General features: G+C 50.1%; 24 protein-coding genes. 18 read left to right on the plus strand and 6 right to left on the minus strand.

What is annotated here, in order from left to right; genetic code table 11:
- Window positions 1–135: 135 nt before the first annotated feature.
- Window positions 136–1,686, plus strand: coding sequence for a 2,3-bisphosphoglycerate-independent phosphoglycerate mutase (gene gpmI, locus ACYVI9_RS03010; protein WP_460760482.1), 1,551 nt, complete (start codon window positions 136–138; stop codon window positions 1,684–1,686).
- Window positions 1,687–1,703: 17 nt separating this feature from the next.
- Here gpmI and ACYVI9_RS03015 read toward each other — a convergent pair whose 3' ends face one another.
- The 3 genes from ACYVI9_RS03015 to ACYVI9_RS03025 all read right to left on the minus strand — a co-directional run bounded on the left by ACYVI9_RS03015 (window position 1,704) and on the right by ACYVI9_RS03025 (window position 4,949).
- Window positions 1,704–2,462: a sugar phosphate isomerase/epimerase family protein gene (locus tag ACYVI9_RS03015; RefSeq protein WP_460760485.1), complete on the minus strand. Its 759-nt coding sequence runs from the start codon at window positions 2,460–2,462 to the stop codon at window positions 1,704–1,706.
- Between the two features lie 82 nt (window positions 2,463–2,544).
- Complete coding sequence (gene lpxD / locus ACYVI9_RS03020; RefSeq protein ID WP_460760487.1) at window positions 2,545–3,585, minus strand: UDP-3-O-(3-hydroxymyristoyl)glucosamine N-acyltransferase; 1,041 nt, start codon at window positions 3,583–3,585, stop codon at window positions 2,545–2,547.
- Window positions 3,586–3,731: 146 nt separating this feature from the next.
- Entirely contained in the window at window positions 3,732–4,949 is a 1,218-nt protein-coding gene (locus ACYVI9_RS03025) for an HD domain-containing protein (protein ID WP_460760490.1), read from the minus strand.
- A 165-nt stretch (window positions 4,950–5,114) separates the two neighbouring features.
- Here ACYVI9_RS03025 and ACYVI9_RS03030 point away from each other — a divergent pair, with 165 nt between their 5' ends.
- The 6 genes from ACYVI9_RS03030 to ACYVI9_RS03055 all read left to right on the plus strand — a co-directional run bounded on the left by ACYVI9_RS03030 (window position 5,115) and on the right by ACYVI9_RS03055 (window position 9,196).
- Complete coding sequence (locus ACYVI9_RS03030; protein ID WP_460760493.1) at window positions 5,115–5,402, plus strand: hypothetical protein; 288 nt, start codon at window positions 5,115–5,117, stop codon at window positions 5,400–5,402.
- A gap of 33 nt (window positions 5,403–5,435) precedes the next feature.
- The gene (locus ACYVI9_RS03035; RefSeq protein WP_460760496.1) at window positions 5,436–6,227 is read left to right on the plus strand and encodes an MBL fold metallo-hydrolase; all 792 of its coding nucleotides are present in this window, start codon (window positions 5,436–5,438) and stop codon (window positions 6,225–6,227) included.
- A gap of 162 nt (window positions 6,228–6,389) precedes the next feature.
- Window positions 6,390–6,668, plus strand: coding sequence for a DUF2089 family protein (locus ACYVI9_RS03040; protein WP_460760499.1), 279 nt, complete (start codon window positions 6,390–6,392; stop codon window positions 6,666–6,668).
- On the plus strand, window positions 6,655–7,236 hold the full coding sequence (locus tag ACYVI9_RS03045; protein ID WP_460760502.1) for a hypothetical protein: 582 nt from the start codon (window positions 6,655–6,657) through the stop codon (window positions 7,234–7,236). Before ACYVI9_RS03040 ends, ACYVI9_RS03045 begins: the two co-directional genes overlap by 14 nt.
- Before the next feature lie 21 nt (window positions 7,237–7,257).
- On the plus strand, window positions 7,258–8,637 hold the full coding sequence (locus tag ACYVI9_RS03050) for an alpha/beta hydrolase family protein (RefSeq protein ID WP_460760505.1): 1,380 nt from the start codon (window positions 7,258–7,260) through the stop codon (window positions 8,635–8,637).
- Between the two features lie 49 nt (window positions 8,638–8,686).
- Window positions 8,687–9,196, plus strand: coding sequence for a PH domain-containing protein (locus tag ACYVI9_RS03055; protein WP_460760507.1), 510 nt, complete (start codon window positions 8,687–8,689; stop codon window positions 9,194–9,196).
- A gap of 14 nt (window positions 9,197–9,210) precedes the next feature.
- On the opposite strand, the gene ACYVI9_RS03060 is transcribed toward ACYVI9_RS03055, so the two are convergent.
- Both ACYVI9_RS03060 and cobA read right to left on the minus strand, forming a co-directional pair.
- Window positions 9,211–9,399 carry a hypothetical protein gene (locus ACYVI9_RS03060; RefSeq protein WP_460760510.1) on the minus strand — a complete coding sequence of 63 codons (189 nt, stop codon included), beginning with the start codon at window positions 9,397–9,399 and terminating at the stop codon, window positions 9,211–9,213.
- Window positions 9,400–9,602: 203 nt separating this feature from the next.
- Window positions 9,603–10,391 (minus strand): uroporphyrinogen-III C-methyltransferase, encoded by a 789-nt coding sequence (cobA, locus tag ACYVI9_RS03065; protein WP_460760512.1) that lies wholly within the window; start codon window positions 10,389–10,391, stop codon window positions 9,603–9,605.
- A 193-nt stretch (window positions 10,392–10,584) separates the two neighbouring features.
- Here cobA and nirB point away from each other — a divergent pair, with 193 nt between their 5' ends.
- The 7 genes from nirB (at window position 10,585) to ACYVI9_RS03100 (ending at window position 21,285) form a co-directional block, all read left to right on the plus strand.
- Window positions 10,585–13,068, plus strand: a complete 2,484-nt coding sequence (gene nirB, locus ACYVI9_RS03070; protein ID WP_460760515.1) for a nitrite reductase large subunit NirB — start codon at window positions 10,585–10,587, stop codon at window positions 13,066–13,068.
- A 32-nt stretch (window positions 13,069–13,100) separates the two neighbouring features.
- Window positions 13,101–13,484: a nitrite reductase small subunit NirD gene (gene nirD / locus ACYVI9_RS03075; protein ID WP_460760517.1), complete on the plus strand. Its 384-nt coding sequence runs from the start codon at window positions 13,101–13,103 to the stop codon at window positions 13,482–13,484.
- On the plus strand, window positions 13,481–13,885 hold the full coding sequence (locus ACYVI9_RS03080) for a hypothetical protein (protein WP_460760520.1): 405 nt from the start codon (window positions 13,481–13,483) through the stop codon (window positions 13,883–13,885). Before nirD ends, ACYVI9_RS03080 begins: the two co-directional genes overlap by 4 nt.
- A gap of 80 nt (window positions 13,886–13,965) precedes the next feature.
- Window positions 13,966–14,820 (plus strand): formate/nitrite transporter family protein, encoded by an 855-nt coding sequence (locus ACYVI9_RS03085; RefSeq protein ID WP_460760522.1) that lies wholly within the window; start codon window positions 13,966–13,968, stop codon window positions 14,818–14,820.
- 33 nt (window positions 14,821–14,853) lie between these two features.
- Window positions 14,854–16,155 (plus strand): NarK family nitrate/nitrite MFS transporter, encoded by a 1,302-nt coding sequence (locus tag ACYVI9_RS03090; RefSeq protein ID WP_460760525.1) that lies wholly within the window; start codon window positions 14,854–14,856, stop codon window positions 16,153–16,155.
- A gap of 52 nt (window positions 16,156–16,207) precedes the next feature.
- On the plus strand, window positions 16,208–19,804 hold the full coding sequence (locus ACYVI9_RS03095) for a molybdopterin-dependent oxidoreductase (protein WP_460760528.1): 3,597 nt from the start codon (window positions 16,208–16,210) through the stop codon (window positions 19,802–19,804).
- Window positions 19,801–21,285: a rubredoxin gene (locus ACYVI9_RS03100; protein ID WP_460760530.1), complete on the plus strand. Its 1,485-nt coding sequence runs from the start codon at window positions 19,801–19,803 to the stop codon at window positions 21,283–21,285. The genes ACYVI9_RS03095 and ACYVI9_RS03100 overlap by 4 nt, the downstream gene beginning before the upstream one ends.
- Window positions 21,286–21,314: 29 nt before the next feature.
- Here ACYVI9_RS03100 and ACYVI9_RS03105 read toward each other — a convergent pair whose 3' ends face one another.
- A complete protein-coding gene (locus ACYVI9_RS03105) occupies window positions 21,315–21,902 on the minus strand; it encodes a molybdenum cofactor guanylyltransferase (RefSeq protein WP_460760533.1) in 588 nt (195 codons plus the stop codon).
- A gap of 123 nt (window positions 21,903–22,025) precedes the next feature.
- Between ACYVI9_RS03105 and ACYVI9_RS03110 the strand changes: the two genes are divergently transcribed.
- From ACYVI9_RS03110 to ACYVI9_RS03125, 4 genes are read left to right on the plus strand one after another with little or no spacing between them, the layout of a single operon-like run.
- Entirely contained in the window at window positions 22,026–22,850 is an 825-nt protein-coding gene (locus ACYVI9_RS03110; RefSeq protein ID WP_460760536.1) for an MOSC domain-containing protein, read from the plus strand.
- 12 nt (window positions 22,851–22,862) lie between these two features.
- A complete protein-coding gene (gene moaA, locus ACYVI9_RS03115) occupies window positions 22,863–23,843 on the plus strand; it encodes a GTP 3',8-cyclase MoaA (RefSeq protein WP_460760538.1) in 981 nt (326 codons plus the stop codon).
- Between the two features lie 12 nt (window positions 23,844–23,855).
- Window positions 23,856–25,070 carry a molybdopterin molybdotransferase MoeA gene (locus ACYVI9_RS03120; RefSeq protein WP_460760542.1) on the plus strand — a complete coding sequence of 405 codons (1,215 nt, stop codon included), beginning with the start codon at window positions 23,856–23,858 and terminating at the stop codon, window positions 25,068–25,070.
- Window positions 25,071–25,096: 26 nt separating this feature from the next.
- Complete coding sequence (locus ACYVI9_RS03125) at window positions 25,097–25,618, plus strand: molybdopterin-binding protein (protein WP_460760545.1); 522 nt, start codon at window positions 25,097–25,099, stop codon at window positions 25,616–25,618.
- The last annotated feature ends 3 nt before the right edge of the window (window positions 25,619–25,621 follow it).

The raw sequence follows: 25,621 nt of genomic DNA on the forward strand, positions 1-25,621 counted from the left end.
TTTGTTAGGATCAACGGCTATCAAGTGCTAAAAATATGCCAATTTAAGCATTTTAATCAATATGCATTCTTTAACTTTACAGCTTAATCTTTCGAAACTTAAATTTTATATAACTGATAATCAATAATTTAAAAAATGTCAGTCAGTCAAAAAAAAGCGATCCTGATAATAATGGACGGTTGGGGATTGGGAAAAGTTGCATCCGCCGACGCCATCCAAAATGCGAAAACACCTTTTACCGACAGCCTCTACGGTAACTATCCCCATACGACCCTGGTCACTTATGGGGAGCAGGTCGGTCTGCCGGAAGGCCAGATGGGTAATTCTGAAGTAGGTCACCTCAATCTGGGAGCGGGTCGTATCGTCTACCAGGAATTACAGCGGATCAACGTAGCTGTCAACTCCGGGGAACTTGCCGGTAACCCGGAATTGGTACGCAGTATGGAAACGGCGAAGAAAACCGGAAAAGCCTTCCACCTGATGGGCCTGGTCAGTGATGGCGGGGTGCACTCGCATATCAACCACCTGAAAGCGCTTCTGGACATTGCCCAAAAGGCGGGATTGACCCAGGTATTTGTGCATGCTTTTATGGATGGCCGGGATACCGACCCCAAAAGCGGGCTGCATTTTATTGAAGCATTGCAGGATCATATGGATCAGATTGGACTGGGGCAGATAGCCACCGTAAGCGGACGTTATTATGCGATGGATCGGGATAAACGTTGGGAGCGTGTGGCGAAAGCCTATGATGCAATCGTAAAAGGCGAGGGGCCGAAATCCGGTTCCGCCCTGGAAGCAGTCCGTCAGAGTTATGAAGCCGGTACCACCGATGAATTTATACTGCCTACCGTTATTATAGACGCCGACAGCCGGCCCCTTGCCAGCATTCAACCAGGAGATCATGTACTATGCTTTAATTTCAGGACAGATCGTTGTCGGGAGATTACTGAAGTATTGACCCAGCAGGATATGCCGGAACATGGTATGAAAACGATCCCACTGGATTATACCACCATGACGGTTTATGATCATAAGTTTGCCGGCCTGCATACGATCTTTAAAAATGAAGACCTCACCGAGACCCTGGGAGAAGTGATAGAGAAAGCCGGTTTGCGGCAGATCCGGATTGCCGAGACCGAAAAGTATCCTCACGTAACTTTCTTTTTCAGCGGTGGACGCGAACTGCCTTTTGAAGGGGAAAGCCGGATTCTTAAAGCTTCACCTAAAGTGGCTACTTACGACCTGCAACCGGAGATGAGTGCCGGAGAATTAACGGCCGCACTCTTGCCCGAAATCCGTCAACAGGCAGCCGATTTGATCATCCTGAATTTCGCTAATGCTGATATGGTGGGCCATACCGGCGTGTTCGAAGCAGCCGTGAAAGCGGTGGAAACGGTAGATCATTGTGTAGAGCAGATCGTTACCGAGGCCCTCAAACAGGACTATGTGATTTTCCTGACAGCAGATCACGGGAATTCGGATTTTATGGTAAATGCAGATGGTACACCGAATACAGCCCATACATTAAATCTGGTTCCGCTATTCATTATTGATCGGCACTGGCGGGGTAAGATCAGTGAGGGTAAGCTGGGCGATATCGCACCGACCATACTGCATTTTATGCAGTTGCCGGTTCCGGAAAAAATGACAGGAAATATTCTGGTGGAAACCACCAGTCCGGCCTAAGTGCACCACCTGGGGCCTCAGAACCGCAGGGCAGGATAACTTTCAATCAGTTCCTGGAGGGGATCTGCGGCAGATGAGGCCATTTCCACGACCGCATATGTTAATCCGGCAATCTGCCTGTCCGCAAAAATCCGGCTAAAGGGTACTGTCCCCTTGCCGATAACCGTGCTTTCCCCGCTTTTGGGATCAATATCTCTCAGGTGCCAGAGCGGGAAACGGCCCGGATGACGGTGGAAATACACATTGGGATCCCTGCCCGCGGCAATAATCCAACCCAGATCTGCCTGGAAACAAAGGTATTCCGGCATCGTAAATTCCAGCAGTATATCGATAGGCAGCGGACCTGCCGGAGATGCCTGGAATTCATGTGCGTGATTGTGATAGGCCAGCCGAAGTCCATAGACAGCTGCTTTTTCGCCGGCCTCATTAAACTCATCAGCTGCGCGCCGGTAGCCATCGGGCGCATCCTGCAATGATTTTCTGAGAAAAGGAAGAACCAGGTACTCGAGCCCCAGTTCGGCGGCAGCTTCACAAACGATATGAATATCTTCGGGACAGAACTGAATATGGGCACTGGGTATTTTCAATCCCTGATAGCCTGCCATGCTTTTGAGATCGCGGGCTGGAATGCCCTGGAAGCTTCCGGTCTGCGGATCGAAGCCCGCCGGTTCAATAAAGGCATATCCTGTTTGGGCCAGGGTTTCCAGCACCGCTTCCGGAGCGGTTTGCATTCTTTTTCTGAGTGACCATATTTGTGCACCAATCGGATCCTTCATATGACTTTATTGTCGTGGGGGCCCGGTTGACTGACCGGCTGCCAATGCAAGCTACAGCTGCCCAAAAGCAACCTCCCGGGGTCTATTGTGTCTGTTTGATTTCCTGAATCATCAGTTCCAGTTCCTTCAGCCGGCGTTCGAGCTCAGGCAGTTTTCGGTTCAGTGCCTGGCTGCGAAGTGCGGAGGTATAATCATGCGCCGGTGATCCGGTGACTGCTTTGCCTGGTTCAATATTTTTGCTGACACCGCTCTGGGCGTTGATCTTGGCGCCGTCACCAATGTGAATATGCCCCACGATGCCGGCCTGTCCCCCAATCATGACGCCCTTACCAATTTTTGTGCTGCCGCTGATGCCCGCCTGGGCTGCTACTACGGTACTGCTGCCGATTTCCACATTATGGGCGATCTGTATCAGGTTGTCCAGCTTGGCGCCTTTGCGTATGATGGTCGAGCCGATCGTGGCCCGGTCAATGGATGCGTTGGCACCGATTTCCACATCATCTTCAATAACCACATTTCCGATCTGGGGAACTTTGGCAAAACTGCCATCCGGCTGAGGCGCAAATCCGAATCCGTCACTACCGATCACGGTACCTGCATGAATGGTGACATTATTTCCAACTTTACAGCTGTGTAGAACTTTGACGCCCGGATGCAGGACACAATTATCGCCAATCTGGACGCCGTCCCCCAGAAAAACACCAGGATAAATTTTTGTATGATCGCCGACTTTTACTTCAGCACTCAGATAGGCGAAAGCACCGATAAAAACATCTTTGCCATAGCGGGCACTGGGATCCAGATAATGCGGCTCCTGCAGACCTTTGAGCTGCTGTTGTTTGAGTTGCTGGTATTTGCCCAGCAAAGTAGCGAAGGCAGAATAAGCATCTTTAACCCGGATCAGCGTCGCCTGTACGGGTTCTTTGAGTTCCAGGGATTGATTAACGATAATGATGCTGGCATGGGTGGAATAGAGGTATTCCTCATATTTGGGATTGGCCAGAAAGCTGAGTTGTCCCGCACCCGCTTCTTCGATTTTGCCAAAAGAATTTACGGTAGCGTCGGCATTGCCTTCTACCGTCCCACCTACCAGTAACGCAATCTGCGATGCAGGGAAAATCATTGTTTATTATTTTTTCAGCCAAAGAAAATCAGAATCGGAACAAAACTAAAGAATCCCCGGGGTAGTTCCCTACAATCCTGCTGTACCCGTCCTAATTTTAATAAAATTATAAATCAGACCGACTACTGCAACTAAGGGATTAACGGTCAGTTTCTTAAGTAACAAATGTAGTGTTTTTTTACAGGTTCACTCAACTCCAGATTAATCAGTGCATTATCTACCCGGGAAATATCCCGGATACTGCCATCCTTATAAAGGATATTGATACGTTCCATTTCGGCATTATAAAGCCGGTTGCTGGTCTGTCCCCCGAATGCCAAGTAGGCGGCTTCCGCACCGGTGATTTCCAGACGATCCGCCAGTTCCTTTTTTTTCTGTTCCAGAAAGGCCGGATCAAAAGGGGCGGACTGCAGTTTTATATGCATGATTTTTCGCTGAAGAATACTGGTGCATAGGGTGGCCAGTACCCGGTCTTCATGATGGCACCAGCTTTTCAGGGTGGCCATGATATCATGATCATCCATACGGCAGAAGTCCTCCAGTATTCCCGGGGCCTGAAGGTCTATTTTGTCAGCGTGCAAAAAATGATGAAAAGCCTGGGTGGCACCCGCAACTTTCTGTCCACTGCGGATGAGTTCTCGGGAACGACGGATCGCCATAATAAGCATTTTTTCTGCCGCCACTACCGTTTTGTGCAGGTAGACCTGCCAGTACATCAGTCTTCGGCTCAGCAGAAATTTTTCGATGGAGTAGATGGCTTTTTCTTCCACAACCAGTTGTCCTTCATGCACGGCCAGCATTTTGAGGATCCGGTCATAGCCGATAACGCCTTCCGCCACACCGGTAAAAAAGCTGTCCCGGTTGAGATAATCCATACGGTCTACGTCCAGTTGACCCGAGACCAGCTGGTGTAAAAACTTTTTGGGATGGCGATCGGTGAAAATATCAATGGCTGTCTGTAGTTCGCCATCAAAACAGGTATTGAGCCGCTGCATGATAAGCAGGGAAATGTCCTCATGATGGCTGCCGGTAATCAGTTCCTGTTCCAGGGCATGGGAGAAAGGCCCATGTCCGATATCGTGCAGCAGTATAGCCAGTCTGGCGCCCAGACATTCTTCTTCAGTGATCGCTACCCCCTTGCTTTTCAGTTCATTCAGTGCAGTGCCCATCAGGTGATAGGCGCCCAGGGCATGCAGCAGCCGGCTGTGTACGGCACCGGGGTATACCAGATGCGCAAAGGCCATTTGATAGATATTGCGCAACCGTTGAAAATAGGGATGCGCAATTACCCTGAGCAGAAGGGGGTGATCGATGGTAATAAAACCATAAACCGGATCATTGATAATTTTTCTTGATTGCTGCATGTGGTAAATGTACAAAATTAGGTCCCGTCGGGCTTTTTGAGCCGGGTACTTGGATATTTGGCGTAGCCAGGGCTGGAGGCTGGTATACTGTTGCGGCTGAAAGGCCGGTGAAAGTACGGAAATCGGGATCCGGCTCTGTGGGCAAATCTTTATATTTGCCATAGTATGATTAAGTTTACCCAAAGCACATTAGACAAGCTGCAATCCATACCGGAGCAAAATGGTTATATCCTTAGATATGAACGGGGTAATTTTCAGAGCGGCTATTGTATACTCGACAGTAAGAAAGTGGTGGTTTTGAATAAGTTTTTGCAAATCGAAGGCCGGATCAATGCGCTGGTGGAGATTATTCCGCAACTGGTAATCGACAAGACTCTTTTAGACAATACGGCCGGCAAGTTGTACACAGAGATTATCCAGGAACTTTCGCAAGAGGAAGACTCTTCCAATTAATACATTTCAATATCCTAATCCAGCGCGCATCCCTTGTCTAATCCACCATTAAAAATTACTTTTTTAGGTACCGGTACCAGTTCCGGAGTACCCATGATAGCCTGTGACTGCGAGGTATGCCGTTCTACGGACAGTCGTGACCAGCGTTTACGGGCCAGCATCCTGGTGCAATCACCTCATACGACCCTGGTAGTGGATGCGGGGCCGGATTTTCGGCAACAAATGTTGCGTCATGGTGTGAAAAAACTGGATGCCATACTGCTGACCCATTCTCATAAGGATCATATTGCCGGCCTGGATGACCTCAGGGCCTTTAATTTTTTTCAGCGAACCGCGATGCCGGTCTATGGTGATGCTGCGACCCTGAACCGGGTGCAAATGGAATTTGATTATGCATTTGCAGCAGTTCGCTATGCCGGCGTGCCCACTATTGACCTCCACCAGCTGGATGGTGCATCCACCTTTACGGTGGGCGATATAGAGATCGTACCGGTAAAGGTCTGGCACCTCAATATGCCGGTGCTGGGCTTTCGTTTCGGCGCTTTTACCTATATCACTGATGCCAACCGGATCGAAGACAGTTCTAAAGACCGGATCCGGGGGTCTCGGATTCTGGCCCTGAATGCGCTGCGGCAACAGGAACATATCTCTCATTTTTCACTGAAGGAAGCCATCGCAATGAGCGAGGAACTGGAAATTCCAACCTCTTATTTTATTCATATTTCGCACCAGATGGGGCTGCACCAGCAGGTGGAAGCCGGGCTACCCGATGGACGTCACCTCGCTTATGACGGATTGGAAATAAAAATCACTAACGATTGTTAGGAGTTTTGAGAAAAGCCTTGTAACTTTGTTACTCTTAATGCTTGTTTTCAGATAGTTTTGGGTTAAGATCGCTGTACTTACACGGCGATCTTTACTTTTTTAGCGATTTCAAATAATTTATTTTAACAAAGTTAAAATTAACTTTAACTTTGTTAAATGCGAATGCCAGTTAATTGCCCCAGTTGTCTGCACACCCTAACTGTAGGGCAACTCAAATGTACCCATTGCACCACCCGGATTACCGGTGATTATCAGTTACCCCTGTACCTGCAACTAAGTGAGGCAGAGCAGGAATTTATCATGGATTTTTTTCTGGCCAGCGGGTCTATTAAGGAGATGGCTCGTTTAGCAGGACATAGTTATCCAACCATGCGTAACAAAATGGACGACATGATTGCCAAGATCAGAGAAATGAAAACCACCGGATATGAAGGCCAATAATTTAATCAATCCTTTTAACCGGATGCCGGAATCAAAGCTCCTCCTGATCGGGCTCATCAGCCTGGGAATAGCGAGCTTGTTTTCGGTATATTTTGATATTATTTACGACGGCGTGATTAATATTCATGCGACAGACCGGCAAACTTTGGGTCCGGCTCTGGTGCAGCAGTTAATCGCAGTCAGTATCCTGACACTGATCCTTTGGCTGACCGGCTGCGGGATCAATCGCAAAACCCGGTGGATTGATATCCTGACTGCGGTCCTGATATTCCGTATACCGCTCTATCTGCTGGCATTTGTAGTACCGCTCAGCCGGCCCATGCTCAAAGAGCTGCCGGCCCTGGACCGGATGGATCAGTTTCAGCCTGGTCCGGTAGCGCTATTATTATTCTCACTGATGGGCATTGTCGGTATAGGCTTGCTGTTATATGCCGTGGTATTGCTGATCAATGGTTTTAAAGTTGCCACCAACTCAAAGAAAAACCTGCACCTGGTCTTTGTATTGCTGGGGCTGTTATTGGCGGACCTGTGCTCCAAATGGCTGATCACGCGGCTATATACTTCTTAATCATTCTATAAAAAATCGATAATGAAGAAATATTTCATGGTATTAACCGGTTACCTGCTCCTGGTTATGACGGCAGGGGCGCAGCAACTAGCCGGTACCTGGATGGGCAATCTGGACCTGACCGGTGGCATGCAATTGCCCCTGGTGCTGCATATACAGCAAAAGGGGACCGGTTTGGCGGCAACTTTGGACAGCCCCGCCCAGGGTGCTAAAGGTATTGTTGTGGATAGTATTAGTTTTAAGGAGGACAGCCTCCGGGTGACGATCAACCAAATCGGTATGCGATATACCGGCGGCCTGGTCACGGCCGACAGCATGACCGGGATTTTCTCGCAGATGGGTGCCAGGCTGTCTTTGTCTTTGGCACGCAGCCGGGACTCGGTATTCCGGTACAACCGACCCCAGCAGCCGCGGCCGCCCTTCAATTACAGGGTTGAAGAAATTAGCCTGACCAATGCCGTTCAATCCGTCACCCTGGCCGGAACCCTGACCACACCCTCGGATAAGAAAGACTTCCCGGTAGTAGTTTTGATCACCGGCAGTGGCGCCCAGGACCGCAATGAAACTTTGTTCGGTCATGAACCTTTCTGGGTGATCGCCGACTATTTTGCCCGACACGGCATCGGTGCCCTGCGTTTGGATGATCGGGGTATAGGCGGCTCTTCGGGAGATTTTTCTACAGCCACCAGTGCTGATTTTGCGATGGATATCAATGCTGCCGTAGAATGGCTATCGGCCAAAGGTTATGAAAATATCGGCCTGGTAGGACATAGTGAAGGCGGTATGATTGCTCCTATGGTAGCGGCCGCCAACCCGAAGCTGCGGTTTATAATTTTACTGGCGGGGCCAGGCGTTCGGGGCGCCGAATTGCTGGAAACGCAGATGGCTGCTCTTAACCGGGCAGCCGGCATGTCCGAAGACGCGGTGGCAGTAAGCGTCGCTCAGACAAAAAAGCGGAATGCCCTGATCCTGCAATACCAGGATGCGGATCTCGAAAATAAACTGCGGACGACATTACAACAGCAATTACACATTGATTCGGCGGATGATTCCCGGCTGGACCAACAGATCAAAGTACTGACTTCACCCTGGTACCAGTACTTTATCCGGTTCAATCCTCAGGATTATCTTTCTAAACTGCAGCTACCGGTTCTGGCGCTCAACGGGTCTTTGGATTTGCAGGTAACTGCAGATGAAAACCTGGCGGGGATCCGCAGCAGTCTGGAGCGGGCAGGCAATAAGCATTTCGAAACCCGTAAACTTGAAGGATTGAATCATTTGTTTCAGCAGGCAAAGACGGGTACCATTGCAGAATATGCGTCACTGGACCAGAGTTTTGCACCGGAAGTGTTAGAGCTCATGCGACAATGGATCCTGGGTTTGGCTAATAAACAACCCTGATTCGTAGCTAGGGCAAATTTAATTGTTGAATCATCTTAAAACTGGTAACATGCATTTTAGCATTACTTATGACCGTACCGTCAAAATAGTAACCCCGGTGGTGCTCCTGGTATTGATCGGCACCCTGCTGTTCAGCCTGCTGTCGCCCGTCGATATGCCCGGTCCCCTCCGGTATCTGGCAATGGCCCTCCTACTAATCGTTATGGCGGGCAGTATCTGCTGGGCCCCAAAATCTTACCGCGTGGAAGATGGCCGGCTGTATATTGATCGATTATTGTCGCCTTCCGTGGAAATTCCACTGGCTGATGTCCGGTCGGTAGAAAAGCTCGACCGAAAAGCATTCAAAGGCAGCATCAGAACCTTCGGTTCCGGTGGTTTCCTGGGTTATTTTGGTAAATTTTACCATAGAAAACTGGGGCGGATGACCTGGTATGCCACCAATCTGAAAAAAGCTGTACTGCTACGGACCCATGATGGTAAAAATTACCTGCTCAGCCCGGATGATACGAACCGTTTTCTGGCGGCGTTTCCCGCAAATCAGCGGGCAAGCGGGGTATGATCCTGGCGAACTTGTCAGGTGGTTTCCGGCGCTTTTTTCTGCCCTACCGCATCTTTGACTTGATCGGGGACCTTTTCCCAGAGATTCTTTCCGGCTTCATTAACCTTATTTTTTACATTAGCTTTTTGTTCCGGAGTCATCTTATATTTCCAATAGGCCCAAGCTGCCAGGCCAAGGGCAATCAGTCCACTGCTTTTTTTCATAATATGCATTTTTGTCAACTAATATATACAAAAAACAGTGCCAGATGTTTTCACTAATTCATGAAGGATGAAAATGCGAGGTACCAGGGGAAGGCCGTGCGTACCCAATTAAACCAATTCGTAATTAAAAAGCAGTCGGCGAAAAAGCGGAAGCGGAGTACACCTGCCAGGGGGCAATATTCAATATCAGCCGCCAGAACAGTTTAATCTGTCGTGTGAACCGGTGCTGCAGCATGTTGAAGCAGCGAAGAAATCTGTTCCATTTGCGTTTTTTCCAGGCCCCTGTTTAGATCCACCACTTCTCCAACGACAATAACGGCCGGATTCTCTAGGCCGGCATGGGCTGCCCGCAGTGCGATGTCCCGCACTTTTCCTGTCACGATCCTGGCATCCTGACGGGTGCCGTTCTGGATAATGGCTGCCGGTGTTTCGGATTTGCCATGACGAATCAATTCATCGGTGATGGTCTCCAGCTGATTCATTGCCATCAAAAATACCAGGGTGGCTGAAGATTGTGCCGCCAGCCGCAGGTCTTCCGAAACGCCGCCTGATCGGGTGGTGCCTGTTACGACCCAGAAGCTCTCATTGACACCCCGGGAAGTCAGCGGGATCATCTGGGATGCGGGGACGGCCAGGGCACTGGATATGCCCGGGATCACTTCTACCTGCATGCCCGCAGACCGGGCAGTCTCGATTTCTTCCTGTGCCCGGCCAAAAATAAAGGGATCGCCCCCTTTCAACCGGACGATGGTTTCATAACGGCCGGCGGATTCCAGAATCAATTCGTTGATCTGCTGCTGACTCAGCCAGTGACAGCCAAAGCGTTTGCCGCAGAATATTTTCGGCACATCGGCAGCCGCATATTCCAGCAATTCCGGATTTACCAAAGCATCATATAATATTATATCTGCTTTTTTAAGCGCCTTGATCGCTTTTACGGTGATTAATTCGGGATCTCCGGGCCCCGCTCCGATAAGAATAAGTTGCTTCATTATATATTATAAAAAATTATATACATTTAATGCTAGGTAAAAATAATAAAATATTAGATAAAAACTTTGTCAGGTCCAAAAATAATTATAATATTACATCGTAAATATAGATTATTACGGTATAAACAACATATTATAAATAATACTATATAAACGATTTGCCATTCTCTCTAATTTGAATAAAAAAATAAGAATGAGAATTATCGTTATTGGAAACGGCATGGTCGGACAAAAATTCTGCGAAAAGATCCTGACCCGGCCTCTCGAAAATCTGGAACTAACTGTTTTTGGTGAAGAGCCGTTGGCGGCTTATGACCGGGTACACCTCAGCGAATATTTTGCAGGTAAAACGGTACAGGATCTGAGTATGAAACCCATGAACTGGTACCGGGATAATAATATTACCCTGCACCTGGGAGATATGGTTCAGGAGATCAATCGGGAACTGCAGTACGTTGTGTCATTTGAAGGCCGAAAAGTACCTTATGATTTTCTGGTACTGGCGACCGGGTCATCGGCCTTTGTACCACCTATCTCCGGTGTCGACAAGGAAGGGGTCTTTGTTTATCGTACCATCGAGGACCTCAACCTGATCTGGCGTCATTCCAAAGTTGCCAAATCTGCAGTTGTTATCGGCGGCGGACTTTTGGGTCTGGAAGCAGCAAAAGCGATGCTGGATCTGGGAATTGAAGATACCCATGTCGTGGAGTTTGCGCCCCGGTTGATGCCCCGGCAGATTGATGCCGGCGGTTCTGAAGTGCTTACCAGGAAGTTAAATGAGCTGGGTGTAACTGTGCATACCAGCAAGAATACCGCCGTTATACTGGGTAATGAACGGATGCAGGGCCTGATGTTTACAGATGGTACGGTGCTGAATGCTGATATGCTGGTCATATCTGCCGGTATCAAACCCCGGGACGAACTGGCTCGCCAGGCCCAGCTTCCCGTAGGTCACCGTGGCGGGATCCAGGTAGATGAACACATGACGACGGCGGATCCTCATATTCTGGCGATCGGTGAATGTGCCCTTTTCGACAGCATGATCTACGGACTGGTGGCCCCGGGTTATGAAATGGCTGAAGTAGCTGTCGCCCGTATCTGTGGAGAAGAGAAGACTTTCAGTGCTTTTGATATGAGCACCAAACTCAAACTGATTGGAATTGACGTGGCCAGCTTCGGTGATCCTTTTGTTGAAGGGCAGGAAGCCCGGCCCATTGTATATCAGGATAACCATAATGCCATTTATAAAAGGATCAATATTGCGCCCGATGGCAAAACCCTGCTGGGGGGTATTCTGGTGGGCGATGCTTCAGATTACGGAAAACTGCAGCAGATATGTAATAATAAAATGGCCCTGCCGCCCAATCCACTGGACCTTATCCTGAAATCGACGGGGACAACGGGAGAAGATTTTGAGTTACCGGATGAGGCACTGATTTGTAGCTGTGAAAGTGTCAGGAAACTGGCGATCACCGAAGCTGTCATGGGCGGTTGTGAGAATTTCGATGCGGTGAAACAATGTACCGGCGCCGGTACCGGATGCGGTGGTTGCACCCCCATGGTGAAAGATATCATCAATGCCACACTTAAGAAGCAGGGGCGGGTGGTGCGCAATGTGATTTGTGAGCATTTTAGCTACAGCCGCCAGGAACTTTATGACCTGATAAAAATCAAAAACCTGAAACGTTTTGACGAAGTCCTGGATCATATCGGAAAAGGCGATGGTTGCGAAACATGCCGGCCGGCAGTGAGCTCCATTCTGGCCAGCCTCTGGAACGAACTTGTGATTGAGCGACCAAATGAAACATCTCAAGATACCAATGATCGCTTTCTGGCCAATATCCAGAAAGGTGGCACTTATTCTGTCGTACCCCGGATACCCGGTGGCGAAATTACCCCGGATAAACTGGCGGTGATTGCCCGGGTAGCCAAGAAATATGACCTCTATACGAAAATCACCGGTGGCCAGCGAATTGATATGTTCGGGGCGCATGTGGATGATCTTCCTGATATCTGGGAAGAACTGATCGCTGCCGGATTTGAAAGCGGCCATGCCTATGGAAAGGCACTGCGGACGGTGAAAAGCTGTGTGGGTTCTACCTGGTGTCGCTTCGGCCTGCACGACAGTGTCAGCTTCGCCATCCGGGTCGAAGAAAGGTACCGGGGTTTACGGGCACCTCATAAAATCAAATCGGCTGTTTCGGGATGTATCCGCGAATGCGCAGAAGCCCAGTCCAAGGACTTTGGTATCATCGCTACTGAAAAAGGATGGAATCTCTATGTCTGTGGTAACGGCGGCGCCAAACCGCAACACGCACTGCTGCTGGCCTCCGATATCGATTCGGACACCTGTATCCGCTATATCGACCGCTTCCTGATGTTTTATATAAAAACGGCCGACCCGCTGACCCGTACGGCTACCTGGCTCAATAAAATGGAAGGCGGCATCGACTACTTGCGCTCTGTGGTCGTCGAAGACGTACTCGATATTGCCGGGGATCTGGAAACCGAAATGCAAACCCTGGTGGATCACTATGAATGCGAATGGAAACGGGTCGTTGAGACCCCGGAACTCAGAAGAAGATTCACGCATTTTGTCAACGCGCCCCGCGAGAAGGATCCTCAGGTGAAGTTCAGCACCCTTCGGGATCAGAAAAAAGCCCTCGACTGGAAATAATATCCCTAATTCTGTTTCAAACTATAATGACTATGATGCAAAACGAGAAATGGTTTTATGCCTGTAATGTAGATGATATGCCCCATAATGGCGGTGTCTGCGTCAAATATGGCGAACAGCAGATTGCTGTATTTTATTTTACCCGACGAAATGAATGGTACGCGACCCAGAATCTATGTCCCCATCGCCAGCAAATGGCCATCAGCCGGGGTATGCTGGGTTCTCAGGAGGATATACCGAAAGTCGCCTGTCCTTTCCATAAAAAGACTTTTTCCCTGAAAGACGGCGCCTGTCTTAATGACGCCACTTGCGATCATATCAAAGTATATGATGTGAAAGTGGAAGATGGCCGTGTATATATTAATGTGGAAACCGTAAATGCGGTAAGCCTGAATGCTGAAAAAACAGTGGCATGAAAAAAATAATTTTAGTTGCGCTGGTGGGAATGCTGATGTCTTCGCCACTTCTCAGGACGGAGGCACAGACCGTATCCGCAGCACCGCTGCAGTTGTCCGCCTGGAAAGGTATGGTGGTGGCGGGCTATCTGGACAAGGGTGCATTTGTTAATTTCGGAGGTCCCGCGGTAAACTGGACCCGGAAAAATTTTTCCCTGATGTTGGGCATGTTGCCCTCCCTGCGCCTTCGTGAGGATCCTGCGGCTTCTACAAAAAATTCATTTATAACACCCACATTGGGTGCCGGCCTGGGACTGGTATACAAGCATATTGTCCTGCAGTTGCCCCTGTATTATACCGCTAAATCGGCGAGCGCAGATGGCAAATGGACACCTGGTATCGGCCTGGGTTATAAATTCTGAACAGCTGGCGGAAGCAGCGGCAGCCCGCCTAAAGTTCATCACCAGCCATCCGAATATTTTAACCAATAAAAATAGGAATCATGGACTATAAGAATCCCCGGGAAGTCGTCGCTCAAATGATCCAGTCAGGAAATACCAAACTTAAACTGAGTAATCTGGATCTGTTTATCAGAGGAAGTCTTTCAGGCATGCTGCTGGGCATCGGTACCTCACTGGCGGTGACAGGATCCGTACAGACCGGCATTGGTCTGGTAGGCGCCCTGTTATTTCCGGTCTGTTTTGTCATCGTTGTCCTGATGGGTCTGGAGCTGGTGACCGGAAGTTTTGCGATTTTACCAATCGCGTATTTCAGGAAAGGGCAGGGCCTGCCGCGGCTGATTAAAAATCTGGCGATCGTATATTTTTCCAACCTCTTCGGATCGCTTCTGTATGCCTGCCTCTACTGGCTTTCGGCTACCAACTTTGGCCAGTCAGAACCCACGGCTGTCGCGGACGCCATCCTGAAAATTGCAGAACAGAAAACAATCGGCTATGGTGCTCTAGGTGCAGCGGGTGTCGCTACTGCCTTTACCAAAGGGATTCTTTGTAACTGGATGGTTAGTATGGCTGTGGTACTGGCCATGTGCAGCAGCGGGACCACCGGAAAAATCATCGGCGCATGGATTCCCATATTCATGTTTTTTGCCCAGGGCTTCGAACATGCTGTTGTAAATATGTTTGTGATACCGGCGGGCATGCTCTTCGGTGCTAAAGTAAGTCTGGGCGACTGGTGGTTTTTTAACCAGATTCCTGTGACGGCAGGCAATATAGTGGGTGCCGTCGTCTTTACGGCAGGCGCCCTGTATCTGACTTACGGTCGGAAAAAGCCATCGGAAAAAATAGCAGAAGAACTTATTGTAAACACGGAAATCGCCGCAGGTGCCAAAGTTGCCTGAGGTTTTCCTTTATCCCAGTTGACTAAGTAATATATGAACGAAACCACAGATAAGCCATTAGAACAGATTCGACTGTTTTCATTGAAAGGGGTGCAGATGCGCAGCTTTCATATTTCCTGGTTGACTTTTTTTATCTGTTTCTTCGGCTGGTTTGGCCTGGCACCTTTGATGCCGGTGATCAGTGAAGAACTAATGCTGAGCAAATCGCAGATCGGTAATATCGTCATTGCATCGGTATCCGGTACCATAATCGCCCGTCTGGTAATCGGTCGGCTCTGCGATTACTGGGGCCCCCGCAAAACCTATACGGTTTTACTGGTCCTGGGTGCCATTCCGGTAATGGCTGTAGGTCTGGCCGATAATTACGCCAGCTTTCTTTTATTCAGACTGGCCATTAGTGTCATCGGCGCTTCTTTCGTGATTACCCAGTTTCACACATCACAACTCTTTGTTTCGCGGATCAAGGGTACCGCCAATGCAATTGCAGGTGGCTGGGGAAACCTGGGCGGCGGCGTCACCAATATCGTCATGCCCCTGATATTTGCCGCCATCGTCGGTCTGGGGTACGCATCGGATCAGGCCTGGCGATATGCCATGCTTGTACCTGGTATCATGATGTTATTGGCTGCCATTTTGTATTACCGGTATACCAAGGATACGCAGGCGGGAAACTTCGATGAAATTCGCCGCGAGAAGAAAGACCGGCTGCCAACGGATTATCGGGTCCTCAGGGATTGGCGCATCTGGGCACTCACTCTGGCGTATGCCATGTGTTTTGGTATGGAAATTACTTTTGACAATATAGCTGCACTTTATTTTACGCAGCAGTACCATCTCTCCCTGAGTAGCGCGGGTTTCTGGGCAGGCATGTTCGGTCTGATGAATTTATTCGCCCGGGCACTGGGGGGGATTTTTGCAGACCGGGTGGGTAGCAAATATGGATTAAAGGGTAAGGGATTACTGCTGGGCGCGGTTCTATTGATGGAAGGTGTGGGCCTGCTTTGTTTTGCCTATGCAGGCAGCCTGCTGCCGGCCATCCTGTTTATGCTGCTTTTTGCCCTTTTTCTTAAAATGGCCAACGGAGCCACCTATGCCATCACCCCGTTTATCAGTGAAAAGGATATGGGGCTGGTTAGTGGTGTGGTAGGCGCAGGCGGTAATCTGGGCGGCATGTTGTTTGGTTTCCTGTTTAAAAGTGACGCCATCAGTTATGGACAGGCCTTCAGCTATATCGCGGCCATCATTATCCTGGTGTCCCTGCTGGTGATGCTGACCCGATTTGCCCATCCAAACGCAGCCGACCAGCCGGAGGCCGGCACTGCGCCCGCATATTAGCAAAGCGGATAAGTACCGCTGACGATTGCCCGAGAAAAGAATTGGAGAAAAAATGAAGCAAAGCAATCATACAGTAACAGAACGAAAGCCGCAGGCGCAAACGGCTACAACCACCTGTTGTTATTGCGGTGTGGGTTGTGGAATCGAGGTGTCTACCGACAAATTGGGTCGGATACATGTGAGTGGTAATAAGGCACACCCTGTAAATAAAGGGATGCTCTGTTCCAAAGGCATGAACCTGCACTATACGGTCAATGATCGCTCTGATCGGTTGCTGTATCCTGAAATGCGTTACGGTCCGGGACAGCCCCGCCGTCGGGTCAGCTGGGATACCGCCCTTGAACGCACCGCTGCTGTATTCGCAACCCTGATTAAAAAATACGGTCCGGATGCCGTGGCTTTCTATGCTTCCGGTCAATGCCTCACCGAAGAATATTATGTGGTCAATAAGCTGATCAAGGGTTTTATCGGATCAAACAATATCGATACGAATTCCCGGCTCTGTATGAGCAGTGCTGTGGTAGGCTATAAAATGAGCCTGGGTGAAGACAGTGTACCTGTCAGTTACGAGGACCTCGACGGCGCCGATGTGCTTTTTATAGCAGGGGCCAACCCGGCCTGGTGCCATCCGATTCTCTGGCGCCGCGTCGAAGCGGCGCGACAGCGTAATCCGGAGCTGAAGATCATCGTCAGTGATCCGCGAAAAACCCAGACCTGCGCGATGGCCGACCTGCACCTGCAGTTGCGGCCCGGAACCGATATTACCCTGCACCATGCGGTGGGCCGTGTCCTGATAGAAATGGGGGCGACCGACCTTGATTTTATCAATAACCACAGCGAGGGGTTTGAACAATATCGTACCGTCGTCTTTGAGAAAACCGTAGAAGAAGCTGCTACCATCTGTGGCCTGTCTGCCGCAGCTATTTATGAAGCTGCCCGCCTGATCGCAGGCGCCAAGGGTTTTATGACCTTATGGACCATGGGGCTGAATCAAAGTGTAGTGGGCGTGCAGAAAAATCTTTCCCTGATCAACCTGAATCTGATTACCGGGCATATTGGTAAACCTGGATCCGGTCCCCTTTCGCTGACCGGTCAGCCCAATGCCATGGGCGGAAGGGAAGTAGGTGGATTGGCCAATCTGCTTCCCGCACACAGGGACCTTGGCAATGCAGCCGACCGATTGGAAGTGGAGCGTTTCTGGGGTGTGCCTGAAGGCAGGATTCAGGAAAAACCGGGCCTGACCGCTACCGAAATGTTTGATGCGCTGGAAGACGGGCGGCTGAAAGCCATCTGGATTCTATGTACCAATCCGCTGGTAAGTCTGCCGGATGTCCGAAGGGCAGAGGCAGCCTTGAAAAAAGCAGCCTTCGTTGTCGTCCAGGAAATCAGTGACCAGCCGGCGACCCTTCCTTATGCGGATGTGCTCCTGCCCGCAGCCGCCTGGACTGAAAAAGAAGGTACGATGACGAATGCAGAACGTCGTATCAGTTACCTCAATAAAATCACCGAACCGCCAGGAGAGGCCCTGCCGGATGCAGAAATCATCTGCCGGTTCGCAAAAAAGATGGGATTCAGCGGGTTCGATTTTTCCGGGCCGGAAGCCATATTCGCAGAGCATTGCGCTCTGACCCGGGGCACCAAAATGGATATGAGCGGACTCGATTATGAAATCCTGAAACAGCGTCACACGGTGCAATGGCCTTTTACCGGAAAACACCGTGCGGCGGGCATCGGTGAAAAGGATTTTCAGGGCACGACCCGTTTGTTTGTGGACCGCCGGTTTTATACACCGAACCACAAAGCAAAAATCCATGCCGTTGATGATGAGAATCAGTCAGAACCCCTTAGTCCGGAATTCCCGCTGATTCTGACGACAGGGCGGATCCGTGATCAATGGCATACGATGAGTAAGACCGGAAAGGTGAACAAACTCAGACAGCATCTTCCCGAACCTTTTCTGGAAATTCACCCTGACGACGCCCGGGATCTTTCCATTACAGACGGCAGCCTGGTCAAAGTAGAGAATCCGAGGGGGACAGTTCAGGTAACCGCAAAATACTCAGAAGATATACGCCGGGGCGTGGTTTTCCTGCCGATGCATTGGGGGAAAATTCTAAACAGTGATTTGAAGCGGGCCAATAATCTGACACATAAGCTGCTCGATCCAAAAAGCAAGCAGCCGGATTATAAATATGCAGCAGTCGCTGTCAGTTCCTACCTTAAACCCCGGCAAAGAATTATCGTCGTCGGTGCGGGAGCCGGTGCCTGCGGTTTTGTAAAATCTTACCGGGAACTGAACAGGGAAGACCCGATAACCGTATTCAGCAAGGAAGCCTATCCTTTTTATAACCGGGTACTGTTGCCCGATTATATTACCGGCAGTATGCCCTGGCCCCAGTTGGTAAAAATGACGGATGCGGAGGAATATGACTATAATATAAAACTGCATCGCGGGGTTTCCGTTGTCGCTATTGACCGAAAAGCCAAAACCGTAACCGACAGCAACGGTCGTAGCCATAACTATGATCTGCTGGTGCTTGCAATGGGTAGCAGATCCACCCAGTTGCGGGACGCGCCGCAGATGCAGGGGCTGTTTACCATGCGCAACAGGAATGATGCGGATAAGTTTCTGGAATATACCCGTGAGGCTGAGGGCGCTGTTGTCATTATTGGTGGTGGATTGCTGGGCATAGAATTGGCGGCTTCCCTACGTGAGATGGGTATCGGGGTTTCCTTATTGCAGCGGACCTCCAGACTGATGAACCGCCAGCTCGATGCTTTGGGCAGTCAGCTCCTGCATGAAGAACTTACGGACAAAGGCATCGAAATTCACTACAACGATGAGATCGAGCGATTTCTGGGTACCGGGGCGATTACCGGTCTGAAACTGAAAAGCGGGAGGGTGCTGGATTGTAGCACCGTGGTCATGGCAATTGGCACGACGCCTAATACCGAACTGGCGAAAGCAGCGGCCCTGGAATGCAAACGTGGGGTGGTGGTCAACGAATACCTGCAGACCAGTGATCCTTCGATATTCGCCATTGGGGAGATCGCCGAGTTTCAGGGAAATCTCTTCGGTATTACTGCCGCTGCAGAACAACAGGCAGAAGTGGTATCCCGCTATCTGAATGGTAATATTTCTCCGTATTACCAGGGTACCCTTGCGATGAATATTCTAAAAGTACACGGCGCCGATTTTTGCTCTCTGGGAGAAGTGGAATGCCCGGATGATCCGGCTTATGAAGAAGTCGTTTTTATCGATAAGGCCAAGCGCTATTATAAGAAATGTATCATTCACAATGACCGGTTGGTCGGCGCCATTCTGATCGGTGATAAAAATGAATTCCTGGAGTTCCGCAACCTGATTGAAAACAAGCTGGAACTCAGTGAAAAAAGACTGCAACTCCTCCGGTCCGGGAAAACAGCGGAGCCGGTAAAAGGAAAACTGGTCTGCAGCTGTAATAATGTAGGGGAAGGTAATCTGACGGATAAAATTGACGCCGGATGCAGGGATCATTTGCAGCTTTGTCAGCTTACCGGTGCCGGTACTGGTTGTGGCAGTTGCCGACCCGAAGTCAAAAAAATTCTGGAAGAAAGGCTGGCGGGCGCCAATATGGTAACCGCCGAAGCGCAAACCCTCGCAGTATGAAAATCAGTAGGCTGAAAATAAACTTTAAAGGTGGAATTATTTCCCCGGGGGAGTTACTGATCCTTCTGGAAACGGCTGAGGCGCTGGGCGCCCGTCAGGCCGGTTTCGGACTGCGCCAGCAGCTGTATCTGGAACTGGCCACAGGCGTTGTGACGGAATTCAAAAGCCGGCTGAGCGACCTGAAACTGGTTATTGAGGAAAATGCCGATGCGTATCCCAATATTGTCAGCTCTTATCCGGCAGAGGAAGTTTTTATCCAACAAAGCTGGCTGAGTGAAGGCGTGTATAAAGACATTCTGGATGAGCTCGACCACCGGCCCCGGCTAAAGATCAATATCTCGAATAGCAATCAAAGTTTTACGCCGCTATTCACCGGGAATATTAATTGGGTGGCAGCCCCGGGTACCGCCCATTTCTGGTGGCTGTTTATCCGATTGCCCCGCAGTAATGATGTTTATCAATGGGATCAGATGGTCTATACCAATGATGTGGCCCGGTTGTCCCGGGAGCTGGAATCCCGTTATTTTGCCCAGCCGCATCCTGCGGGCTCGGATGAAGCCGCCGCTGCCGCCTTAATGGCCACAATGGATCAGGAGGGGTACAACCTGAAGCCGGTTTCGGGTACGATGCAGTTACCGCCTTTTAACCTGCCCTATTATGAAGGCTTCAACCGGCATAATTCCAGGTATTGGCTGGGCGTCTACCGGCGTTCGGAAATGTTCCCGTTGGCGTTTCTCAAAGAGCTCAGTCAACTTTGTCTGCAAACGAAAATCGGTGAAATCTGTTCCACACCCTGGAAATCCATAATACTGAAAGGTATTGAAGGCAGGGATAAACCCCGTTGGAGTGATCTGCTGGATCGATATGAAATCAATATGCGGCATGCCGCCAATGAATTGAATTTTCAGGTCCAGGACAATGATCCGGCGGCCCGCAGGCTCAAACAACGCATCGTACGCCGTTTCAATGACTGGGATCTTCGAAGTTTTGGTATTTGTCTGGGTATAAAAACCCAGCCTAAAACAGAAATTTTCAGTTCGATTCTGATCCGCCGCAAGCCCCTGTTGCGTCTGTTCGGAAAGCCTGTATTCTGGTTATATGATATTTTATGTGCCAGGGATTTTAATCCCAATGAGCGCACGGAAAATATTTTTATCAGCAATATTACCCGACCTTATCTGGCGGCGGAACTGGCCAACGCGGTACGCTGGTTTTATAAAAAACGAATGGAACAACAGCGGCAGGCTTCCCCACCGGAAACCGCCAAACCCCGGGTTGAACCGATTACTTTAATCCCGGTACATCAGTGTCCCGATTGTCTGACCGTCTATGATCCCCAATACGGGGATCCGGATCGCCAGGTAGCTGCAGGCACCCCGTTTACGGCGCTGCCGGCAGCCTATGCTTGTCCGGTATGCGGGACCGCAGCCTCCGGATTTCTTCCCCTAGATGCAAAGACCCTGCTTCCGGTGACCGCCTGAGCAGGATGGAGGGCGAATGAAACATGGGATCAGTGGCCGTTTAAATCGGCATGCGCATTGAAGTTTTTAAAATATTTTTTATCAGCCTCGTTCAAGGGAATGGTCCTGACATGCAATTGTTCCAGGGCATATTTCATGCTGAATTTTTTCAGGGTCCCGGCACCCACCATGTCCTGGATTTTTTGAAGCCCCTGGCTGGTATAAATCGCACAGAGGGGTTCTGCATGGCCTTCATTCGTAAAAAAGTAGGCGGCTGCAGGTTGTTCCTGATACAGCCGTAAAAGTTCTTTGAGTAAAGGGGTTACCATCAGTGGCAGGTCACAGGCCAGTACGAAAAGGTCTTTTCCGGGATCCTGCTGGTAGGCGCTCAGAATGCCCAGTAGTGGCCCTTTAACGTCCAGCTGGGGATCATCTACGATGAGTTCGCGCTGCGGAAACAACCTGGTAAATTGCCGATGCTGACCGGCATGTACCGAGTATTTTACGGGAAGCTGTAATTCACTGAGTTTGCCGGCTGCGATTTCAGCCCATTTGCCGCCTGTGGATTCCAGCAGGGCTTTATCTGTACCCATACGGCTGCTGAAGCCACCACAGAGTACCAAACCTGATATATGCATGGGATGTATGTCCAGGAGTATTAATTTTGACTTAAAATTAATCATTATTGTCCGGACAGCCGCCAGTTTACGAACGGACGGTTAAGCCGCAACCGGGTTGGTAATAATCAATAAAATGCAGTGATGCTCCAGGTGAGTCAAATATTCATATATCCGATAAAATCACTGGCCGGGATTTCTTTGACGCAGGCAGCGCTTACGGATCGGGGGCTGGCGGGAGATCGCCGGATGATGCTGGTGGATGCAGATCATTGTTTTATTAGTCAGCGCCAATGCCCCCGGATGGCTTTATTACAAACCGCGCTTGAAGGTGCGGACCTCCTGGTTTACGACAAGCACAGGTTGGCGGACCAGATCCGCTTGCCCCTGAACCCGGATATGGGCAGGGCTACGATAAAGGTGCAACTGTTTGAAGACAGCTGTCAGGCGGTTCTGGTCGCTGAAGAAGCCGATCGCTGGTTTTCCCGGAAACTGGAACGTCCCTGCCACCTGGTATACATGCCGGACAGTTTTCAAAGGAAAGTCGATCCGGAATATGCCCGTCGATCTACGGATATTGCAGCTTTTTCCGACGCTTTTCCGCTCCTGTTAATCGGTCAGGCTTCGCTGGATGATTTGAACAGTCGGCTGGCAGCAGCACTGCCGATGGACCGTTTCCGGCCCAATATCGTTTTTACCGGTGGCCGGGCTTTTGAGGAAGACAGTTTTGCCGCTTTCGAAATCAATGGCATTGGTATGTCTTCCGTGAAACCCTGTGCCCGCTGTGTAATCACGACGATCGATCAACAGACTGGCCACAAAGCAAAAGAGCCGCTGCTGACACTTTCGAAATATCGCAGGCTGGGCCATAAAATATTATTCGGCCAGAACCTGCTTTATGACAAACAGGGCGTCATTGCCGTGGGTCAGCCTTTGAAAGTGCTGAAGCGGCAACCCTTTCTTTTTTAAGTAGAATTCAATATGCTTACTGATCAATATAACCGGGTACACGATTATCTGAGAATTTCTCTGACGGACCATTGCAATTTCCGCTGTCTGTATTGCATGCCGGACGCTGATTATCAGATGACCCCTGCTGCCCGTCTGATGCAGCCGGCAGAAATTCTTTCGCTGGCCCGAACTTTTGTCGACCTGGGGGTACGCAAGATCCGGCTTACGGGAGGCGAACCTCTGGTACGCAAAGATGCCGCTGAAATCATCAGCGCTCTGGCAGCACTGCCCGTTGAGCTGGCCCTGACGACCAATGGCTCCAGGCTGCATCTGGTAGCACCCTTACTGCAGCAGACCGGGATCCGGTCGCTCAATATCAGTCTGGACAGCCTGCAACCCGAAAAATTCCTGATGATCACAAAACGCAAGGGTTTCGGGCAGGTAATGCGTAATATAGCGCAGCAACTGCGCAGAAATATTGAACTGAAGATCAATGTCGTGGTCATTGCCGGTCTGAATGATGACGAATTACTGGATTTTGTGGAATGGACCCGGGAGCAGCCAGTACAGATCCGGTTTATCGAATTCATGCCCTTCACGGGTAATCAATGGGACGGATCCAAAGTCTTTACCTGGCAGCAGATGCTGGAACGGATTGGTGCCCGCTATCCTTTTGTTCCGGTAGCAACCGGTCCACATGATACAGCTAAAAAATATCAGGTGCCGGGCCATGCAGGCAGTTTTGCCGTCATCAGTACCATGAGCGCCCCCTTTTGCAGCAGCTGCAACCGGATGCGGCTAACCGCTGATGGAAAGCTGAAAAACTGTTTGTTTGCTGGCGGTGAAACGGATTTACTGAGCGTTATTCGCAGCGGGGAGGATCCGCGACAATTGATCATCGAAAATATTGCCGGCAAGGCACGGGAACTGGGCGGTCAGTTTACCAAAGATTTTAAACAACTGGATACCAGGAGCGTATTGAACCGTTCCATGATCGCGATAGGCGGTTGAAAAAACTAAGGAATGGAGCAGATGATATCGGTCATAACAGCAAAGGAGCTGATCAGCAGGGCAATTGCACGGCTGCCACCTGTCCGGCTGTCTTTGGCAGAAGCGGCTGGAAAGATACTGGCGGAACCGGTATATGCGCAACAGGACATACCGGGATTTCCACAATCCGCCATGGATGGATATGCTTTCAGTTTTCCGCAATGGAAAAAAGACAGGGGGCTTCATGTCGCAGGGGAACTACCTGCCGGTGCCGGCAAGTCGCAGATTCTGCAGGCCGGGGAAGCCTTTCGAATATTTACCGGCGCACCGGTACCGGAAGGGGCAGATACGGTCGTAATGCAGGAGAAAGTCGAAGTAGCAGGTCCAAGTTTGACGATAAGAGATCCACAAATCCAACTGGGCGCCAATGTTCGCCCCCAGGGTTCGGAACTGCGAAAAGGTCAACTGGTGCTCGATGCCGGCAGTCTGCTTCGTCCCGCGGCTATCGGCCTGTTGGCTGCCGCAGGTAGGGCAGCCGTTGAAGTATATCCACTGCCAAGGATCAGTCTCATCGTTACCGGATCTGAATTGCAGACTCCGGGCCAGCCCTTATCCTATGGCCAGGTTTATGAATCCAATTCCCTGATGCTGGCCGCCGCATTGGAAACCAAAGGATTTATACTCGATCGTATCTTTCATGCGACGGATAATCTGGAAGAACTGAGTGATACGCTGCAACAGGCACTGGCAGCTTCTGATCTCCTGCTGCTCACCGGGGGCGTCAGCGTGGGCAGCTATGATTTTGTACTAAGGGCGGCTGAAGTCTGCGGGATTACACCGGTTTTTCATAAAGTGCGCCAAAGGCCGGGCAAACCCCTGTTCTTTGGAATAAAAGGCAGTAAACCTGTATTTGGTCTGCCGGGGAATCCGGCTTCGGTGCTTACCTGTTTCAGCCAATATATCTGGCTGGCACTGGAACAGCTGACCGGCCTGTCTTTACAGCCTGCCAGCAGCGAGGCCGTCCTGGAAAACGACTTTGAAAAAAGTCATCCGTTGACACATTTTTTAAAAGGAAGCCTGCATGCAGGCAGGGTCCGGATACTGGAAGCGCAGGAATCTTATCGCCTGAAATCCTTTGCGCAGGCCAACTGTCTGGTAGAACTGGGGCCGGAACCCGGCAGGTATACGGCGGGAAGCCTGGTTAAAGTATACCAGACTGAAGGCGAAAGGGGACAACAATTAATTTAATAATCTCAGGATAGATTTTACAATATATGAGTGTACAGAGGATACTGCTTCTAATTATTTGCTGGCTGCCCGCCTTCGGCCTGCGGGCGCAGCACCGGATTGTTTCTACTGAACATTTTACAGTAACGGGAGCGGTAAAAAAAGAGCTGCGATTTACCCTGGAGGATTTATCCCGATATCCGCAGTACCGTTTGGACAGTATCCGGATTCTGAATCATCACGGCGAACCGCGTTCCGTCTTGCATCATCCGGAACTGGTTCGACTCAAAGACCTGTTGGCGCCACTGGAATTGAACAGTCGGGGTCCCAAGCAATACAGCGAATTTTTTTTTACAATTATTGCGACTGACGGCTACAAGGTGGTGTTTTCCTGGAACGAACTCTATAATACGGCAGTGGGGGACTCCGTTTTTTTGATTAAGGGCTATGATGGCCGTAAAGGCCGGGAGATGCAGCATTACATCAGCATGATTAGCTCCTCCGACAGGGCTACGGGCCGACGTTATGTCAAAGGCGTTCAGGAAATTAAGGTAAGCCGGGTATTATAATAT

Source organism: Niabella terrae (assembly GCF_054783135.1).

What these genes read in the sequence shown, in the direction of transcription:
- ACYVI9_RS03085 (WP_460760522.1), top strand. Translation starts at nt 13,966, where the DNA reads ATGGACTATAAGAATCCCCGGGAAGTCGTCGCTCAAATGATCCAGTCA.
- ACYVI9_RS03095 (WP_460760528.1), top strand. Translation starts at nt 16,208, where the DNA reads ATGAAGCAAAGCAATCATACAGTAACAGAACGAAAGCCGCAGGCGCAA.
- ACYVI9_RS03050 (WP_460760505.1), top strand. Translation starts at nt 7,258, where the DNA reads ATGAAGAAATATTTCATGGTATTAACCGGTTACCTGCTCCTGGTTATG.
- gpmI (WP_460760482.1), top strand. Translation starts at nt 136, where the DNA reads ATGTCAGTCAGTCAAAAAAAAGCGATCCTGATAATAATGGACGGTTGG.
- ACYVI9_RS03090 (WP_460760525.1), top strand. Translation starts at nt 14,854, where the DNA reads ATGAACGAAACCACAGATAAGCCATTAGAACAGATTCGACTGTTTTCA.
- nirB (WP_460760515.1), top strand. Translation starts at nt 10,585, where the DNA reads ATGAGAATTATCGTTATTGGAAACGGCATGGTCGGACAAAAATTCTGC.
- lpxD (WP_460760487.1), bottom strand. Translation starts at nt 3,585, where the DNA reads ATGATTTTCCCTGCATCGCAGATTGCGTTACTGGTAGGTGGGACGGTA.
- ACYVI9_RS03025 (WP_460760490.1), bottom strand. Translation starts at nt 4,949, where the DNA reads ATGCAGCAATCAAGAAAAATTATCAATGATCCGGTTTATGGTTTTATT.
- ACYVI9_RS03045 (WP_460760502.1), top strand. Translation starts at nt 6,655, where the DNA reads ATGAAGGCCAATAATTTAATCAATCCTTTTAACCGGATGCCGGAATCA.
- ACYVI9_RS03110 (WP_460760536.1), top strand. Translation starts at nt 22,026, where the DNA reads ATGCTCCAGGTGAGTCAAATATTCATATATCCGATAAAATCACTGGCC.
- ACYVI9_RS03120 (WP_460760542.1), top strand. Translation starts at nt 23,856, where the DNA reads ATGGAGCAGATGATATCGGTCATAACAGCAAAGGAGCTGATCAGCAGG.
- nirD (WP_460760517.1), top strand. Translation starts at nt 13,101, where the DNA reads ATGATGCAAAACGAGAAATGGTTTTATGCCTGTAATGTAGATGATATG.
- cobA (WP_460760512.1), bottom strand. Translation starts at nt 10,391, where the DNA reads ATGAAGCAACTTATTCTTATCGGAGCGGGGCCCGGAGATCCCGAATTA.
- moaA (WP_460760538.1), top strand. Translation starts at nt 22,863, where the DNA reads ATGCTTACTGATCAATATAACCGGGTACACGATTATCTGAGAATTTCT.
- ACYVI9_RS03030 (WP_460760493.1), top strand. Translation starts at nt 5,115, where the DNA reads ATGATTAAGTTTACCCAAAGCACATTAGACAAGCTGCAATCCATACCG.
- ACYVI9_RS03080 (WP_460760520.1), top strand. Translation starts at nt 13,481, where the DNA reads ATGAAAAAAATAATTTTAGTTGCGCTGGTGGGAATGCTGATGTCTTCG.
- ACYVI9_RS03125 (WP_460760545.1), top strand. Translation starts at nt 25,097, where the DNA reads ATGAGTGTACAGAGGATACTGCTTCTAATTATTTGCTGGCTGCCCGCC.
- ACYVI9_RS03100 (WP_460760530.1), top strand. Translation starts at nt 19,801, where the DNA reads ATGAAAATCAGTAGGCTGAAAATAAACTTTAAAGGTGGAATTATTTCC.
- ACYVI9_RS03060 (WP_460760510.1), bottom strand. Translation starts at nt 9,399, where the DNA reads ATGAAAAAAAGCAGTGGACTGATTGCCCTTGGCCTGGCAGCTTGGGCC.
- ACYVI9_RS03040 (WP_460760499.1), top strand. Translation starts at nt 6,390, where the DNA reads ATGCCAGTTAATTGCCCCAGTTGTCTGCACACCCTAACTGTAGGGCAA.
- ACYVI9_RS03015 (WP_460760485.1), bottom strand. Translation starts at nt 2,462, where the DNA reads ATGAAGGATCCGATTGGTGCACAAATATGGTCACTCAGAAAAAGAATG.
- ACYVI9_RS03055 (WP_460760507.1), top strand. Translation starts at nt 8,687, where the DNA reads ATGCATTTTAGCATTACTTATGACCGTACCGTCAAAATAGTAACCCCG.
- ACYVI9_RS03105 (WP_460760533.1), bottom strand. Translation starts at nt 21,902, where the DNA reads ATGCATATATCAGGTTTGGTACTCTGTGGTGGCTTCAGCAGCCGTATG.